The organism is Knoellia sp. LjRoot47, assembly GCF_964253435.1.
Classification (GTDB): domain Bacteria; phylum Actinomycetota; class Actinomycetes; order Actinomycetales; family Dermatophilaceae; genus Knoellia.
In genome coordinates this window covers 2,129,129-2,144,945 of record NZ_CAXUQS020000001.1, presented here as the reverse complement: position 1 = coordinate 2,144,945, position 15,817 = coordinate 2,129,129, and the positions used below count along the sequence as shown (strand labels likewise).

At 72.5% G+C, this 15,817-nt stretch carries 14 protein-coding genes; 7 read left to right on the top strand and 7 right to left on the bottom strand.

All coding sequences use genetic code 11. The annotated features are described in order from the left end of the window. Positions 1-97 precede the first annotated feature (97 nt). The gene (locus ACSQ11_RS10405) at positions 98-1,375 is read right to left on the bottom strand and encodes a lipase family protein (RefSeq protein WP_436005071.1); all 1,278 of its coding nucleotides are present in this window, start codon (positions 1,373-1,375) and stop codon (positions 98-100) included. A 132-nt stretch (positions 1,376-1,507) separates the two neighbouring features. Between ACSQ11_RS10405 and ACSQ11_RS10400 the strand changes: the two genes are divergently transcribed. Continuing rightward, positions 1,508-3,406 carry a Na+/H+ antiporter gene (locus ACSQ11_RS10400; protein WP_436005069.1) on the top strand — a complete coding sequence of 633 codons (1,899 nt, stop codon included), beginning with the start codon at positions 1,508-1,510 and terminating at the stop codon, positions 3,404-3,406. Positions 3,407-3,423: 17 nt separating this feature from the next. On the opposite strand, the gene ACSQ11_RS10395 is transcribed toward ACSQ11_RS10400, so the two are convergent. Further along, positions 3,424-4,008: a hypothetical protein gene (locus ACSQ11_RS10395; protein WP_436005067.1), complete on the bottom strand. Its 585-nt coding sequence runs from the start codon at positions 4,006-4,008 to the stop codon at positions 3,424-3,426. Positions 4,009-4,085: 77 nt separating this feature from the next. On the opposite strand from ACSQ11_RS10395, the gene ACSQ11_RS10390 reads away from it, so the two are divergent. Further along, the gene (locus tag ACSQ11_RS10390) at positions 4,086-4,754 is read left to right on the top strand and encodes a Maf family protein (protein WP_436005065.1); all 669 of its coding nucleotides are present in this window, start codon (positions 4,086-4,088) and stop codon (positions 4,752-4,754) included. Between the two features lie 68 nt (positions 4,755-4,822). Here the strand turns inward: ACSQ11_RS10390 and ACSQ11_RS10385 are convergent, their stop codons facing one another. The 3 genes from ACSQ11_RS10385 to ACSQ11_RS10375 form a co-directional block, all read right to left on the bottom strand. Further along, on the bottom strand, positions 4,823-5,887 hold the full coding sequence (locus ACSQ11_RS10385) for a S8 family serine peptidase (protein WP_436005063.1): 1,065 nt from the start codon (positions 5,885-5,887) through the stop codon (positions 4,823-4,825). A 151-nt stretch (positions 5,888-6,038) separates the two neighbouring features. Beyond that, positions 6,039-7,622: an acyl-CoA carboxylase subunit beta gene (locus ACSQ11_RS10380; RefSeq protein ID WP_436005061.1), complete on the bottom strand. Its 1,584-nt coding sequence runs from the start codon at positions 7,620-7,622 to the stop codon at positions 6,039-6,041. Positions 7,623-7,650: 28 nt separating this feature from the next. Further along, positions 7,651-8,841, bottom strand: a complete 1,191-nt coding sequence (locus ACSQ11_RS10375; protein ID WP_436005059.1) for an acyl-CoA dehydrogenase family protein — start codon at positions 8,839-8,841, stop codon at positions 7,651-7,653. 63 nt (positions 8,842-8,904) lie between these two features. Between ACSQ11_RS10375 and ACSQ11_RS10370 the strand changes: the two genes are divergently transcribed. Both ACSQ11_RS10370 and ACSQ11_RS10365 read left to right on the top strand, forming a co-directional pair. Then, positions 8,905-9,312, top strand: coding sequence for a MerR family transcriptional regulator (locus ACSQ11_RS10370; protein ID WP_436005057.1), 408 nt, complete (start codon positions 8,905-8,907; stop codon positions 9,310-9,312). 106 nt (positions 9,313-9,418) lie between these two features. Continuing rightward, a complete protein-coding gene (locus tag ACSQ11_RS10365; RefSeq protein WP_436005055.1) occupies positions 9,419-11,458 on the top strand; it encodes a vWA domain-containing protein in 2,040 nt (679 codons plus the stop codon). 4 nt (positions 11,459-11,462) lie between these two features. On the opposite strand, the gene ACSQ11_RS10360 is transcribed toward ACSQ11_RS10365, so the two are convergent. After that, a complete protein-coding gene (locus ACSQ11_RS10360) occupies positions 11,463-12,872 on the bottom strand; it encodes a serine/threonine-protein kinase (RefSeq protein WP_436005054.1) in 1,410 nt (469 codons plus the stop codon). Next, on the bottom strand, positions 12,865-13,317 hold the full coding sequence (locus tag ACSQ11_RS10355) for a helix-turn-helix domain-containing protein (protein ID WP_436005053.1): 453 nt from the start codon (positions 13,315-13,317) through the stop codon (positions 12,865-12,867). Before ACSQ11_RS10355 ends, ACSQ11_RS10360 begins: the two co-directional genes overlap by 8 nt. A gap of 130 nt (positions 13,318-13,447) precedes the next feature. Between ACSQ11_RS10355 and ACSQ11_RS10350 the strand changes: the two genes are divergently transcribed. From ACSQ11_RS10350 to ACSQ11_RS10340, 3 genes are all read left to right on the top strand, one after another. Further along, the gene (locus ACSQ11_RS10350; RefSeq protein WP_436005052.1) at positions 13,448-13,639 is read left to right on the top strand and encodes a hypothetical protein; all 192 of its coding nucleotides are present in this window, start codon (positions 13,448-13,450) and stop codon (positions 13,637-13,639) included. A gap of 101 nt (positions 13,640-13,740) precedes the next feature. Beyond that, a complete protein-coding gene (locus ACSQ11_RS10345) occupies positions 13,741-15,000 on the top strand; it encodes a hypothetical protein (protein WP_436005051.1) in 1,260 nt (419 codons plus the stop codon). Further along, complete coding sequence (locus ACSQ11_RS10340) at positions 14,997-15,752, top strand: LuxR C-terminal-related transcriptional regulator (protein ID WP_436005050.1); 756 nt, start codon at positions 14,997-14,999, stop codon at positions 15,750-15,752. The genes ACSQ11_RS10345 and ACSQ11_RS10340 overlap by 4 nt, the downstream gene beginning before the upstream one ends. Positions 15,753-15,817: the final 65 nt, after the last annotated feature.

The following is a 15,817-nucleotide window of genomic DNA, read 5'->3' as shown; positions in this document are numbered from 1 at the left end:
TCCGTTCTCGCACAGCAGAACACGAAGGTATGCCGTCCGCTCACCTCGAGCGGACGGCAGACCTTCGTGGGTCAGGTGCGGTGTCGCACAAGCGAGCTCACCAGATCGCCCAGCACCCGCTGACCTGCGGGAGGCCGGCGAAGCGGGCCTCGAAGAACGCATAGCTCTCGGCCGACGACGGCGCCACGCCACCCACGTGGAGCGGGACGACGTTGGTCGAGAGCCGCACGTTGGCGCCCTTCGCGCACCAGTCCTTGGCGAGCTGGCGGCCGACGGCATACGGGATGACGTCGTCGAGGCCCGAGTGCGAGATGAGCACCGGCACCGTCGGCTTGACCCGGCCGATCCGGTTGTCGGCGACGATCGAGGCGAAGGGCTCCTCGGCGAGGTAGGCGGTCAGCGGCCGGCCGTCCTTGGTCAGCGTGCTCGACCTCTGGAACGCCGACGAGGCGAGGTCGAAGACACAGTGGTTCTCGGTGGCCGCCGCGACCGCGCGGCCCCGGTCGTTGAGGTAGTCGTCGAGGTCCACGCCATAGCCGGCGGCGAGCCCGAGCAGCGCGAAGTTGAGGAACTCGGCGTAGAGGCTGCCGTCGAGGTTCGCGGCGACGGGTTTGAGGTCGGCCGGTGGCGCACCGGCGAGCGCACCCTTGACCCGGAGCTCGGGGGCGTAGGTCGGCGCCAGCTCGGCGGCGGCCGCGGTCGCCCCGCCGCCCTGGGAGTAGCCGTAGAGCCCGATGGGTGTCGTCGAGGTGAGCGCCGTGCCGGGGCGGCGGATCGCGGCCCGCGCGATGTCGAGCACGGCCCGCGCCTGGGCCACCCGGTTGACGTAGGTGTGCGTGCCCGGTGTGCCGAGCCCCTGGTAGTCGGTGAGCGCCACGGCGTAGCCGCGCACGAGGTAGCCCTTGAGCAGGTAGTGCTCGTACTCGGTGAGCGTCTCGGACATCTGGCGCGACGGGGCGCACCGGTCGCCCATCCCCTGCGTGCCGACGGCATAGCTGATGAGCGGTCGCGAGCCGATCCCGACCCAGGGCGCCTTGGGCTCGAAGACGGTGCCGGTGACGGCGATGCTGCGGCCCATACGGTCCTTCGACGCGTACATGACGCGGGTCGCGGTGAGCCCGAGACCGCCTAGCCCGAGCGGGTCGAGGAAGAACGTCGCCGGCTCGGTGCGGATGAGCGTGCCCGGTGTCGACGGGAGGAGGGCCGGCGGTTCGTAGAAGGCCGGGCGCGCCGGCTCGGCCGTTCCGGTGACCGTGGTGGCGCCGGCCGTGCCGGGCACCGAGTCGGGGCCGGCGGAGGCGGGGGCCGCGACGGCGGCCACCAGGCCGAGCGCTGCGAGCGGGACGAGGAGCCGGCGGAAGGTGCGTGACGTCATTGTCAGCCTTGCGTTCGATGGGGATGGTGCACGACGCGGTGAGCCGAACCTACCGAGGAGTAACCGGGGTCGCAACAGATGCGCTTCCGGACGACGTTCGCTCTCGGGCCCGACGGCACGGACAATGTGGCGGTGACCCTCGCCCTCACCCTCGTCGCCATCGCCGTGACGGTCATCGTCGTCGCGCGGCTGTGCGCCCCGTTCGGACTCCCCTCACCGATCGCCCTGCTGCTCGTCGGGCTCGTCGCGTCGGTGCTCCCGTTCGTGCCGGACGTCTCGCTCGACCCCGACGTCGTCCTCCTCGGGCTCCTCCCACCCCTGCTGTATGCCGCGGCCCGCGGGACGTCGCTCGTCGACATCCGCGCGAACCGGGGAGCGATCCTCGGGCTGTCGGTGGGGCTCGTCCTCTTCACGACGTTCGGTGTCGCGCTCATCGCGTGGTGGCTGCTGCCGATCCCGTTCGCCGTCGCCGTGGCCCTCGGTGCGATCGTCGCTCCCCCGGACGCCGTCGCCGCGACCGCCGTGGCCCGCGGCATCGGCCTGCCCCGGCGGGTGACGACGATCCTCGAGGGCGAGTCGCTGCTCAACGATGCGACGGCGCTGGTCACGCTCCGCACCGCCATCGCCGCGGCCGGGCTGGCGACCTCGCACCACGGCTTCGCCTCGCACGGCGCCGTCTCGGTGGGTTCGGTGGCTCGCGACTTCGGGCTCGCGGTCGTCGGGGGCTTCGGTGTCGGCTGGGTCGTCTTCGTCCTCATCGGCGTCATCCGCAAGCACCTCACCGAGGCTGCCTCCGACACCGCGCTGTCGTTCACGGCGCCGTTCCTGTCCTACCTTCCCGCCGAGCTCCTCGGAGCCAGCGGCGTGCTCGCCGTCGTGACGACCGGCCTCATGCTGGCCCACAAGGCACCGGTGCTGCAGTCGGCCGCGTCCCGGCTCAGCGAGCGGGTCAACTGGGCGAGCATCACCTTCCTGCTCGAGAACACCGTCTTCCTGCTCATCGGGCTCCAGCTGTCGCGCCTCGTCACGGACGTGCGGGCGAGCGAGATCTCCCTCGGGCGCGCGGCACTCGTCGGGCTCGTCGTGCTGGTGGCGGTACTCCTGCTGCGCCCACTGTGGATCTTCCCGTTCACGTGGGTCACCGCACGGTTCGGCTCGGCCGAGCGCGCCCCCATCGACGCGCCGAGCACCGGGGTCACGTCGTGGGCGGGCATGCGCGGCGTGGTGACGCTCGCGGCCGCGCTCACCCTGCCCGAGACGACCGACGCCCGGCCAACGCTCGTGCTCATCGCCCTCATCGTCACCGTCGGCACCCTGGCGCTGCAGTCCTCGACCCTCCCGGCACTCGCGCGAGCGCTCGACGTGCGCGGACCGGACCCCCGCGAGGACGCCCTGCAGGAGGCCACCGTGCTCCGGGCGACGACGGGCGCCGGGCTGCGGGCGCTCGACGCGGCCGAGCGGGTGGACCCCGACGTCGCCGAGGACCTGCGGGGCAACGCCGAGCTGCGTGTCAACCGCATCTGGGAGCGGCTCGGCACCCTGGGGCCGCGGGACGACGAGACCCCGAGCGAGGCCCGCCGGCGCTTGCGCACGATCATGCTCGAGGCCGAGCGCGGCGAGCTGCTCCGCATCCGCGACGAGGACGAGGTCGACCACGAGATCCTCTCCGGCGTGATGAACCAGCTCGACGCCGAGGAGGCCGCCCTGTCCTGGACGACGGCGAAGGCGGCGCGGCTGCGCGAGGCCGACCTGCGCGCCCCCGACCAGGTGGCCACGGCGTGCGAGCACCTGGAGTCCGAGCCCGACTGCGCCGTCCCCACCAGCTCTGAGGGGTGCGTCGACTGCCTGCGCGAGGGCATGACGTGGGTGCACCTGCGGATCTGCACCCGCTGCGGCAACGTCGGGTGCTGCGACTCCTCACAGGGTCAGCACGCGAGCAAGCACTTCGACGCGACGCAGCACCCGGTCATGCGCTCGCTGGAGCCGGGCGAGGCGTGGCGCTGGTGCTTCGTGGACGGCGCGCTGGGCTGAGGCGTCAGCGCACCGGCTCAGGAACCGGTGCGGTGCCCGCTGTTGCCGAAGAGGCCGAGGAGGTTGCCGAGCACCGAGTCGTCCTCGTCGTCGGAGGGAGACGGTGTCGGCGAGGGGCTCGACGGAGCCGGGCTCGGCGACTGCGTCGTCGGCGAGGGAGCCGGCGTCCCGGTGGGGCTGGTGGTCGACGGTGCGCTGGTGGACGGCGACGCCCGGCGCGCGGACCTCGAGGCAGCCGCGGTGCGCGAGGCCGTCGGCTCGCTCGCCGTGCTCTCGACGGCCTCGGGGGTCGCGGGGGTCATGGACGGAGCGGTCGTGCCGGGTTCCGTGGCCTCGGGCGTCGACCCGCCCGAGGTCGACGCGCCTCCCTGTGCGGGGCTCGCGGCACCAGCGGAGGCCGTGGGACTCGCCGGACCGGCCGGGCTCGTCGGTCCGAGCGGCGCGTCGGCGGCCTCGACCTGAGAGGGCCGGGTGGACCCGTCGTCGATGGCCTGCTGGAGCTCGGCGGCGGAGCCGACGAGCACGAGCGCCGCGCCGGCGATGATGAGCCGTCGTGTCGTGGCGAGGCCGTGAGAACGGTCCCGTCGTGTCATCGGGCGCATGGGGGAACTTCCTTGTCGTCGATCGGACATGACCTGTCGGTCAGCCTCACAAACGCCCGACACCTTACGGTGTCTGCGTGCCAGAGACCATTTCACCGACGCCTCTCCTCGTGCTCGCCTCGGCCTCGCCGGCGCGGCTCGCAACGCTGCGCGCGGCTGGAGTCGAGCCGTTCGTGCAGGTCAGCGAGGTCGACGAGGACGCCGCCGTGGCCGCGGCAGAGGCCGTGCACGGCCGGCTCGAACCCGCCGACGTCGCGCTGCTGCTTGCGCGTGCCAAAGCCGAGTCGGTCGCCCGGTCCCGGGTCGACGCTGATGAGGTCGAGGCACTCGTCCTGGGTTGCGACTCGGTGCTCGAGCTCGACGGCGAGGTCCACGGCAAGCCGGCGGACGAGACGGAGGCGACCGACCGGTGGCGTCGCATGCGCGGCAGCTCCGGCGTCCTGCACACCGGCCACTGGGTGATCGACGACCGGGACCCCGAGGAGGGTGGGACGTCGGGCAGCCTCGGCGCGACCGCCTCGACGACGGTGCACTTCGCCGACCTCACCGACGACGAGATCGCTGCCTACGTCGCCACCGGCGAACCCCTTCGGGTGGCCGGGGCGTTCACCCTCGACGGGCTGGGCGCGGCCTACGTCACGGCGATCGAGGGTGACCCGTCCAACGTCGTCGGGGTCTCGCTCCCGCTGCTGCGCGAGCTCCTCGGGGAGCTCGGCGTCGCGTGGCACCAGCTGCGCAGGCCCTGACGCGCCTCGCACGACGCAGAGGTATGCCGTGACGCCCCCTCGCGCCACGGCATACCTGCGTGCGTGCCTCAGCGCGCGGCGGCGACGGCAGCCTGGGCGTCGACGACGCCGTAGCCGTAGAGCGGGCTGAACTGGCCGCGCAGGCCGAGGACCGGCGTGCGCGCGGTCGTGAGGATCGCCTTCTCGGTCTGGTCGACCGTGCGGCCCTGCGCGAGGAGCAGCGCGGCCACGCCGGCGACGTGCGGCGTCGCCATCGAGGTGCCGGCGAAGGCGTCGTAGCCCGCGACACCGCAGCCACTGGGCGCCTCGGTCGGGACGGTCGACCACACGTCGTCGTCGCAGCCACCGAAGGCGAAGCCACCCGGGGCGGACACGACCTTGAGGTCGGGCTTGATCGGCAGCTCCGAGAAGGCCGAGTGCAGCTCGTTCTTGTCGGTGGAGCCGACGCAGATGCCCGAGCTCGAGAAGCCGGGGCTCGTGCAGGCGATGGTCGAGGTGTTGCCGGCGGCGATCACCGAGACGGCGCCCTTGGTGCGGGCGTAGGCGATGGCGTCCTCGACCTCGTTGTCGAGACCGACGATCGAGAGGACCTGGGTGCCCGGCAGCGAGCCGAGCGAGAGGTTGACGACGTCGGCGCCGTGGTCGGCCGCCCAGCGGATGCCGCGCGCGATGTCGGCCGTGTTGCCCGAGCCGTCCTCGAGGACCTTGATCGGCATGATGCTCGCGTCGGGGGCCACACCGGCGACGCCGGTGCCGTTGTCCGTGATGGCGGCGGCGATGCCGGAGACGTGGGTGCCGTGCGCGTCGACGTCCTGGCCGACGCCGTCGACGCCCTTCCAGTTGCCATCGCTGCAGACGGTCGCGCCGCCGGTGCACCCGACGAAGGTCGCGCCGGGGACGAGCTTGGCGGCGAGGTCGGGGTGGTTCAGGTCGACACCGGTGTCGACGACGGCGATGGTGGCGCCGGCTCCACGCGTGGTGGGCCAGGCCTGCTCGGCGCGGACCTGGGTGAGGCCCCACTGCTTCCCTCGCAGCGGGTCGTTCGTGGCTGCGCTGGCCGGGGCTGCGGTGGCGACGAATGCGGCGAGTCCGAGGACTCCCGCCAGGGCGGTGGTGCGGCGGAGTGCGCGCATCAGGGAACCTTTCGCTGGTTTCGGCCTCGACGGTGAGGCCTGGACCTTTCGAGGCTACCCAGAGAAACCAATGCGGTGGGGGCTCGGGGACGCGGGCAATGTCACAGTGACGACCGCCACACCTCCCCTCACCGAGGCCCCGCGATGGGCCTCAGACCGGCGGTATGCCGCGTCGCTTGGTCGCGAACGCACGGTCCCGGTGCGCGGCATAGCGCAGCCTTCGCACGAGCTCGTCACGCAGGTCCTCGGGCTCGACGACGTGGTCGATGACGAGGTCGGCGGCGAGGCGTTCGAGGTCGACGTCCTCCTCGTACTCGGCGCGCCGGGCGGCGACGAACGCGTCCCGTGCCTCGACGCCCTCGGCCGCCTCGACCTCGGCGATCTTGTTGGCGTAGACCGCGTTGACGGCCGCCTCGGGCCCCATGACGGCGATGCGCGCGGTCGGCAGCGCGATCGTCGCGTCGGGGCCGAAACCGGGCCCACCCATGGCATAGAGCCCGGCGCCGTAGGCCTTGCGGACGACGACGCAGAGCTGCGGCACGGTTGCCGAGGAGACGGCCGACACCATCTTGGCGCCGTGCCGGATGATGCCGCCGCGCTCGACCTCGGAGCCGATCATGAAGCCGGGGACGTCGGCGAGGTAGACGAGCGGGATCGAGTACGCGTCGCACAGCCAGATGAACCGGGCAGCCTTGTCGGCGCTGTCGGTGAAGAGCACGCCGCCCTTGACCATCGAGTTGTTGGCGACGATGCCGACGGTCTCGCCGTCCATTCGGCCGAGCCCGATGACGAGCTCGGGGGCGAAGAGCGACTTGATCTCGAAGAAGCTGTCGTCGTCGACGAGGCCGTCGATGACCTCATGGACGTCGAAGGGCTGGCTCTCGCGCTCCGGGACCGACGCCCGGGTGAGGGGCGCGCTCGGCTGCTCCACGGCATACGACGGCAGGGGTGAGCGCCAGTTCTGCGGCATGTAGGAGAAGTAGAGGCGGGCGAGCTCGATGGCCTCGGCGTCGTCGGAGGCGAGGATGTCGCCGACGCCCGAGACAGTGCAGTGCATGCGCGCGCCGCCCATCTCCTCGAGCGAGACCTTCTCGCCCACGACCATCTCGGCCATGCGCGGGCTGCCGAGGTACATCGACGCGTTGCCCTCGACCATGATGAGCAGGTCGGTGAAGCTCGGGATGTAGGCGCCGCCGGCGGCCGACGGGCCGAAGAGGCAGCAGATCTGTGGGACCTTGCCCGAGAGGGCGACCTGGTTGTGGAAGATCCGCCCGGCACCGCGGCGCCCGGGGAACATCTCGACCTGGTCGGTGATGCGGGCGCCTGCGGAGTCGACGAACCAGAAGACCGGCAGCTCCTCGCGCAGCGCCATCTCGGTGGCGCGCACGATCTTCTCGACCGTGCGGGCGCCCCAGGACCCGGCCTTGACCGTCGGGTCGTTGGCGATGACGATCACGGGCCGGCCGTCGACCGTGCCGCGACCGGTGACGACGCCGTCCGCCGGGAGACCGGTCGCGAGAGCGTTGGCGTAGCGGCCGTCCTCGACGAAGCTGCCCTCGTCGACGAGCAGCGCGATCCGGTCGCGGACATAGAGCTTGCCCTGCGCCGCAAGCTTGGCCGCGGCCTTGTCGGGAGCCGACGCCGACGCGGCGTGGGCCGCCTCGAGACGGGCGCGGACGTCGGCGACGCGGGGGTCGCTGGACGAGGACTGATGCGACTGGTCGCTCACCGGCATGGGCTCACTCTCTCAGTGCGGCGGACGGTCAGGCGGTCGGGAGACCGAGGTGGCGTGCGATGACCATCCGCTGCACCTCGCTCGTGCCCTCGCCGATCTCGAGGATCTTGGCGTCGCGGTAGAAGCGGGCGACGGGGTACTCCTCCATGAAGCCGTTGCCGCCGAACACCTGGGTGGCGATCCGGGTCGCCGAGACCGCGGCCTCGCTCGTATAGAGCTTGGCGATCGCCGCGGCCTTCTTGACCTCGGCGACCGAGCGGCGACCGGCGTCGTGCTCGTCCTTGAGCCACGCGGCCTTGTAGGTCAGCACACGGCTCGTCTCGGCCATGACGGCGAGGTCGGCGAGCTGGAACGAGATGCCCTGGTTGACCGCGATCGGCTTGCCGAACGCCGTGCGGGACGACGCGTATGCCGTGCTCTCGGCGAGCATCCGCTCGATGAGTCCCAGCGCGAGGGCGGAGATGGCGATGCGGCCGTCGTCGAGGGTCTTGAGGAACTGCTTGAAGCCGCTCCCCTGCTCGCCGAGGAGGTTGGTGGCCGGGACGCGCGCGCCGGCGAAGCTGAGGCCGTGGGTGTCGGAGATGTGCCAGCCGAGCTTGTGGTAGGGCTCCTCGACGGTGAATCCCGGTGTGCCAGTGGGGATCATGATCGCGCTGATCTCGGGCCGACCCTTGTCGTCGGTGCCGGTGCGGGCAGTCACGGTGACGACCGAGGTCATGTCGGTGCCGGAGTTGGTGATGAACGCCTTGGCGCCGTCGACGACCCACTCGTCGCCGTCACGGACGGCCTTGGTGCGGGTGGCACCGGCGTCGGAGCCGGCGTCGGGCTCGGTGAGGCCGAAGCCCGCGAGCGCACGGCCGGCGACGAGGTCGGGCAGCCACTGCTGCTTCTGCTCGTCGGTGCCGTAGCTGAGGATCGGGTTGATGCCCAGGCCCACGCCCGCGCTCAGCGTGATGCCGATCGACTGGTCGACGCGGCCGAGCTCCTCGATGGCGACGCAGAGGCTCGTGAACGCACCGCCCTCTTCGGGGTCGAGGCTGCCGCCGAACTCTTCGGGGACGACGAGCCCGAACAGGCCGAGGTCACCCATCTTGGGCACGAGGTCGGTCGGGAAGTGCGAGTCCCGGTCCCACTGCGCGACGTGCGGCTCGACCTCGCGCTCGGCGAAGTCGCGCACGACCTTGCGGAAGTCCTCGTGGTCCTGGCTGAGCTCGAACATCGGTGTCCTCTCGGGGCGGTCAGGTCTTGACGTTGACGTCAACGTAAAGCAATACTCCCGACCGTGGCAACCCGGACCGAGGCCCCTGTGGGCACCGAGCAGACCTGGACGATCCGCGAGGTCGCCGAGGAGTTCGACGTCACCCACCGGACCGTGCGGCACTATGAAGAGCTCGGCCTCATCACGCCCGAACGTCGCGGCACGACCCGGATCTACCACCGTCGCGACCGGACCCGACTCGGCCTCATCCTGCGCGGCAAGCGGCTCGGCTTCCCGCTCGAGGAGATCCGCACGATCATCGACCTCTACGACGCACCCCGGGGCCGTCGCAGCCAGCTCGAGTACGTCCTGGCCCAGATCGACGAGCGCCGCGCCGACCTCGAGCAGCGGCGCCGCGACCTCGACGACGCCCTGGCCGAGCTGGGTCGCTTCGAGCAGCGCTGCCGCGAGGACCTCGACCGGACACGATGAGGCCGCGCCGCGACGGGGAGTGCTCCCCATCGGGGAGGATGGCATCGGCCGCATGGGACGGCTAGGTTTGCTATCGCAAACATCGTCGCACGAGGGGATCCCAGTCATGCGTTCCAGGAGTCGCACACTCGTCGCCACCGTCGCCGTCGCCGGCGCCGTCATGGGGCTCGTCTGTGGAGGGGGCGTCGCGATGGCCCAGACGGCCGGGGTGACCGTGACGGCGGCGACACCCGCGACGGCCTCCGCGGACGAGCCGGTGCCCGGGAAGCTGCTCCTCATGCTCGACGCCTCCGGGTCGATGAAGGCCAAGGACCCGTCCGGTCTCACCAAGATCGAGGCCGCCAAGAAGGCCCTCACCGGCGTCGTGGGCGCCCTCCCCGACAGCGCCCAGGTCGGGCTGCGTGTCTACGGCGCCACCGTCGACGGCAAGGGCAAGCCGACGCCCGCCGCCTGTGCCGACACCCGGCTCGTCTCCCCCATCGGCCCCCTCGACAAGGCGGGGCTCACGTCGAGCATCGCTGCCGTCAGGGCGCTCGGTGAGACGCCGATCGCGGGCTCGCTCACCGCGGCGATGACCGACCTCGGCGCGACCGGAAAGCGCAACATCGTCCTCGTGTCCGACGGCGAGGAGTCGTGCGTCCCCGACCCCTGCCCCGTGGTCAAGAAGCTCACCGGCGCCGGCATCGACCTCCAGATCGACACCGTCGGCTTCGGTGTCGACGCCAGGGCCAGGCAGCAGCTGCAGTGCATCGCCAATGCCGGCAACGGCACCTACTACGACGCGCGCAACGCCGACCAGCTCACCACCTCGCTGTCCAAGCTCAGCCAGCGCGCGCTGCGACCCTTCACCGTGAGCGGGACGCCGGTGAAGGCGACGCCCACGGCAGAGAGCGCACCCACCCTCACGCCGGGCCAGTACACCGACTCGTTCGTGGCGGACGAGGCAGCGCGCTACTACCGCGTGACGCGGGCGGCAGGGTCGACCACCCTGCTCTCGGTGACGACGCGCCCCGGCCCCACCCCGGACGCCTACAACAGCGAGGCGATGCGGGTCGTCGTCACCCTGCCCACCGGCCGCGAGTGCCAGCGGCAGTCGGGGATCCGCTTCGGTGGCACCGGCTCGGTCGTCACGGCCGTGCGCGTCCTGGGACCCGAGGACGCCGACGACAAGGACCCGTGCCACACCGCGACCGACCTCGTCGTCCAGGTCGCCCGGTCCAAGGGGGCCCCCGGCGCCACGCCGGCCGAGGTCCTCCTCGTCGAGGAGCCGTCCGTGACCGACTCCGCCTCCCTGCCGCCGGCCGTCGAGCCGACCGCTGTCCCCCCACTCGTGGCCCCGGCCCAGGGTGCGGGTCGGCCCGTCACCGGCGGTGGCGGTTTCTCCGATGCGCTCACGCTCACCCCGGGCACGTACTCGGACGTCATCCTCCCCGACGAGCAGATCTACTACCGCGTGCGCGGCGACTTCGGGCAGCGCCTCGCCTTCACCGTCGACGCGCCGACCCCGGGGCAGAAGCTCGAGCTGGGCTCGACGTCCTACACGCAGTTCAACGTCGGCGCGTGGAACCCGTGGCGCTACCCGCTGACGCGCACCTCGGGCTCGGACCCGGACAACGGCGGCTCGCTCGGCCCGTCGGGCTCGCCCGTGATGATCGGCGAGTACACCCCGCAGATCCGCTACAACAACCGCACCGCGTTCGGCAACGGGCCCTACTCCTTCGTGCCGCTGCGCCAGGTCACCGGACCCGGCTACTACTACTTCGCCATCCAGCGCTCGGCCGAGAAGGCCGGCGAGGACAGCGCTGCTCCCGTCACCGTCCGCATCCGGGTCGCCGTCGAGGGGTCGGTCACCGGCACCCCGACGTATGCCGGCCCCTCCCCCGACGTCGCCGCCTCACCAACCGCGTCGCCCACCGCCTCCCCGAGCAGCTCCCCGTCGTCCTCGCCGTCCTCGGCGGACGCTGCGACGACGACAGGGGCGACCTCGGACGACGACGGTCCCTCCCCGCTCGTCTGGGTCGGTGCGGGCCTGGTCGCCCTCGTCGCGCTCGGTGCGGTCACGGCTGGGGTGCTGAGGCGCCGGAGCACCGCCGCCTCACCCGGGTCGCGTGACGACCAGCCGGCCGTCGGCGATCCGCGCCCCTAGCGCGTCAGGGCGCCTCACCCGGCGGCGTGTCCCAGGCATAGGTGCCGTCGGCTCGCCGCTGGCAGACCACGGCCTCACCCGAGACGGTCTCCTCGCGGACGCCGACGTCGTTGAACTGGCAGGGCTGCCCCACGGCGACGACCACCGTGCCGACCCCGACCGAGCCCCGGGTCGCCGACGGAGTCGAGGTCGGCGTCGGGGTGGGGGACGCGTTGGTGACGGTCGGCGTCGGGTCGGTGGTGGACGGCGAGGCCTGCCCCGACGTCGGGGTCGGACGGCTCGACGGCCCTTCACCCTCACCGGACCAGGGCGACCAGACGACCACGGCGGTGAGCACGGCAGCGGCAACCGCTGCCACCGCGAAGACCTTGGCGGAACGCCCGTTCGCACGTGGCCTGTCCTGTGGCACAGGCGAATTCGACTCGGCGGACGCTGGCTGACCGCTCGACACTGCTGACGAGCCCAGGGTCGCAGCGTCCGGCCGACCCGGCGTCACGGTCGCGTCGCCACGTCCGTCACCGACAGGCGGACAAGGTGGGGTCGGGTCCTGCCGCACCCGGGTGAGGTCCTCCGCCCTCGCGCTCAGCTGTGCCACCCCCGCCGACGGTTCGGCGACGTGGCGCAGTACCTCGACGTCGCCCATCGCACCCTCGCGCCAGTCGAGCTCCGGCACCGCGAGCCGCCGCGTGACCTCGGCCGCGCAGGCCGGCCGCTCACCCGGGTCGAGACGCGTGAGGTCGAGCAGCAGGTCCCAGAGCACGTCCGGCGTCCCCTCGGGACGCGTCGGAGCAGCCGAGGGCCGCTCACCGGTGAGCATCGCGACACCGACCTGCCCCACGGCATACAGGTCGGCAGTGGGATCCGGCTCGGCCCCGGTCTGCGACTCCGGCGCGGTGTAGCTGGGGGTGCCCGACCACTGACCGGTCTGGGTGAGACGGACCCCGTCGAGCTCGATGGCGATGCCGAAGTCGGTGAGGAAGATGTGGGGGCGCTCCGTGCCCGTGGCCGCCAGCAGGACGTTGGCCGGCTTGACGTCGCGGTGCAGGATCCCGGCGTCGTGCACGGCTCCGAGCGCGCTCGAGAGCTGGCGGAGGACCTCGGCGACGAGCAGGGGTGGCAGGGCGCCGTGGTCGCCGATGAGGGACGCGACCGAGCCACCCTCGACGACCGGCATCGTGAAGAGGACGCGGTCGTCCTCGCCGGCCCACGACAGCGGCGTGAGCACGTGCGGGTGCACGACCCGGAACGCCTGTTCGCGCACGAACCTCAGCAGCGAGACGGCGTCGGACTGGCGCAGCACCTTGGCCGCGACGAGGCGTTCCTCGCGGGCGTCCCAGACCCGCCACACGGTACCCATGCCACCCTCGCCGAGAGGGTCGAGGAGCTCGTAGCGACCGGCGAAGACCTCACCCATGCGCGACCTCGGAGGCGCGTCCCAGCAGATCGGAGAGACGTCGCGCACCGAGGCGGTCCGCCTCGGCGGCGACCGCGCGGAGCTGCGCCGTCGTCGCGGAGGCGGCGAGGGAGCGGACGAGCGCGACGTCGTCGGTCGAGGAGCCGGTGAGGGTCGACTGCTCCTCCCGGATGGCGGCGAGCCGCGCGCCGAGCTCCTCGTTCGAGAGCTCGGAGGCGTCCGCCGACAGGTCGAGCAGGAGCTGGAGACGGTGCACGACAGCCGGGTTGCCGATCTTGACCCGCTGACCGCTGAGCAGCTGCGACAGCATCGGCGCCGACAGGCCGAGCACTTCGGCCAGCCGCCCCTGCGTGAGCCCGAGGGCCTCGCGCACGGTCGCGCCCAGCTCCGAGAGCGGGGCGCCGTAGAGGGCCCGCTGCTGCTCGAGGTTGTCGGTCGTCGTCACCCGAGCATCCTAGGTGTGGGCCCGAGCCCGGGCCGGCCGCCGAGAGCCTCCTTGACCCCGGCCTCACCGTCGAGCACCGTGAGCCATGGACGCCCCACCCCGGGGCCGGAAGCCACGACGAGGAGTGCCCATGGACCGCTCGGACGAACCGTCCGCCTTCGCCTGGATCATGTCGGGCACGGTGACGGCCGTCGTCGCCGCCGGGCTGGGCAAGTTCCTCCTCGACCGCCGACGGGCCGGTGCCGCCCTCGAGGCCGCGAGCGCCGAGGCCGACGCCGCGGCTGCCGACGAGCAGGCCGAGTCCGAGGGCCACCCGAGCTGACCCCGCAGCCTCACGAGAGCCCCGCCGCCGTTCCGCGTTTTCGTGGGTGTCGGCGCCTTCGCCCACGACCCAGACTGGGTCGGTGCGGCAAGATCTGACGGGTGGGGACGACACGAGGGCCGGTGCGCGGCTCCGCGAGCCGGTGGGCGGACTACGCCGGCCGGCTCCCGAGCACGGCCCGTGGCACCGACCACGCCGTGGCGCTGCTCATCATCGGCATCCGGCTCGGGACGCTCGTCCAGATGGTCCCGGGACTCGTGCAGGCCGTCTCGATCTCGCCGCGACCCGGCCTGTATGCCGTGTGCTGGGGTGCCGCTGCGGCGAGCAGTCTCGTCGTGAGCTTCGTGGTGTTCCGGCGGGGAGGCCCGCTGAGCCCGCGCGGCTTCACGCTCGACCTCTCGCTGGCGATCGCCCTCATGCTGCTGGGCTCGCTCACCGTGACCGACGCGTTCCTCGTGGGGTCGTGGATCGCACCGTTCCCCGCCCACCTGCTCGCGGTGCTCGCGACCGGGGCCGGCGTACTCATGCCCCGGTGGCAGTGGGTGTGCGGCGTGGTCGCGGCGTGTGCGGCGAGCCTCGTCTTCGCGGCACCGGCCTGGGACGCCGACACGGCCACGACGATCATCGCGAACGTCCTCACGCTCCTCGTCCTGCCGAGCGTCGGACGGCTCATCCTCGGCTACTTCCGGCGGGTCGCGCAGGACGGCGACCAGGCACGTGCCGAAGCCACCGAGCTCGGCCGCCGCGAGGAGGAACGCCGGGCCCAGCTCGCGATCCACAACGGAGCGGCGGTGATTCGCATGCTCAGTGACCCCACCATCGACGACGAGACCCGCGGCTTCCTCCAGAAGGAGGCCCAGCTCGAGTCGGTCCGGATGCGCTCCTACCTCCAGGGTCGAGGGGCCACGGAGCCCGGGCCGGGCTCCGGCTCCGGGGGCGTCGCCCTGCGCGCCGTCGTCAGTGCCACGTGCGACCGCTTCCTCGACCTCCCGATGCAGCTCAACGTCGACCTCGCCGAGGGCGCCCACATCGACGCGGCGCAGGCCGCCGCGCTCGACCAGGCGCTCGCCAGCCTCCTGCTCAACGTGCGCGACCACGCCGACGCCGAGTCCGTCGTCGTGCACGCCGACGCGCCACCGGCCGGTGATGGTGGGACCCAGATGTGGGTGGTCACGCTGCACGACGACGGCGTCGGCTTCGAGGTCAGCGCCGCCTCGATGGGCGTCGGCCTGCGTCAGGTCGTCGTGGGTGAGATGCGTCGCCGTGGGATGGACGTGACCATCTCGTCGACCCCCGGGGTCGGCACCACGGTGACCCTGACCGGTCCGTGCCTGCGGATGTCCGACGAGGCCGCCCGATGAGGACGGTCGCGGTCGTCGACGACGCCACCGTGATTCGCGAGTCGCTGCCGGCGCTCATGCCGGGGCTGCGGTTCGCGGGCGGCTGGTCGACGATCGAGGCGATGCTGGCCGCGAGGCCGGTGGCCGACGCCCTCGTGCTCGACCTGCACCTCAGCAACGCGAGCCAGCCCGACGTTAGGCAGGGCGTCGCGGCGATCCGCGCGGCCGTCGCCGCGGGATACCGGGTCTGCGTCTTCAGCCAGGAGGAGCGACGGTTCGTCCTCGCGGCCTGCCTCGCGGCCGGCGCGAGCGGGGTCGTCTCGAAGTCGGCGCCCACCGCACGCGCCGAGGAGGTCATCACGGCCGTCGCTGACGGTGAGGTCGTCGTGCCGCCCTCGGTCATCGGGCTCGTCGAGGTGCTCGTCCGCCGCAACAGCCTGACGATCCTGTCCGAGCGCCAGCGCCAGGTTCTCGCCGGTCGTGCCCGCGGTCTCACCTATGCCGAGATGAGCACCCAGCTCCACCTGTCGGAGTCAACCCTGCGCGGCTACTGGGCCGAGGTGAGCCGCAGCGTCTCGGAGCACTTCCAGCGGGTCGTGCCCGCCGAGCTCGAGCACGCGCTGGGGCTCGGGCCCGGCGACCTGCTCGAGTACTGGCCGGCTCCCGCAGGGCCTACCGGGGCAGGTGCGGCACGCCCTGCCGAGGTGCCGACGGCGCCGGCGGTGGCCGAGCGCCGGGCCGAACCGTGGTGGCGCCTGCGTCCGACGAGGTGAGCGGACGGCATACCGGCTGCCACGTCACCGCGACGCCTGGCGGCTTCTGCTCCCGCTCGGCCGAT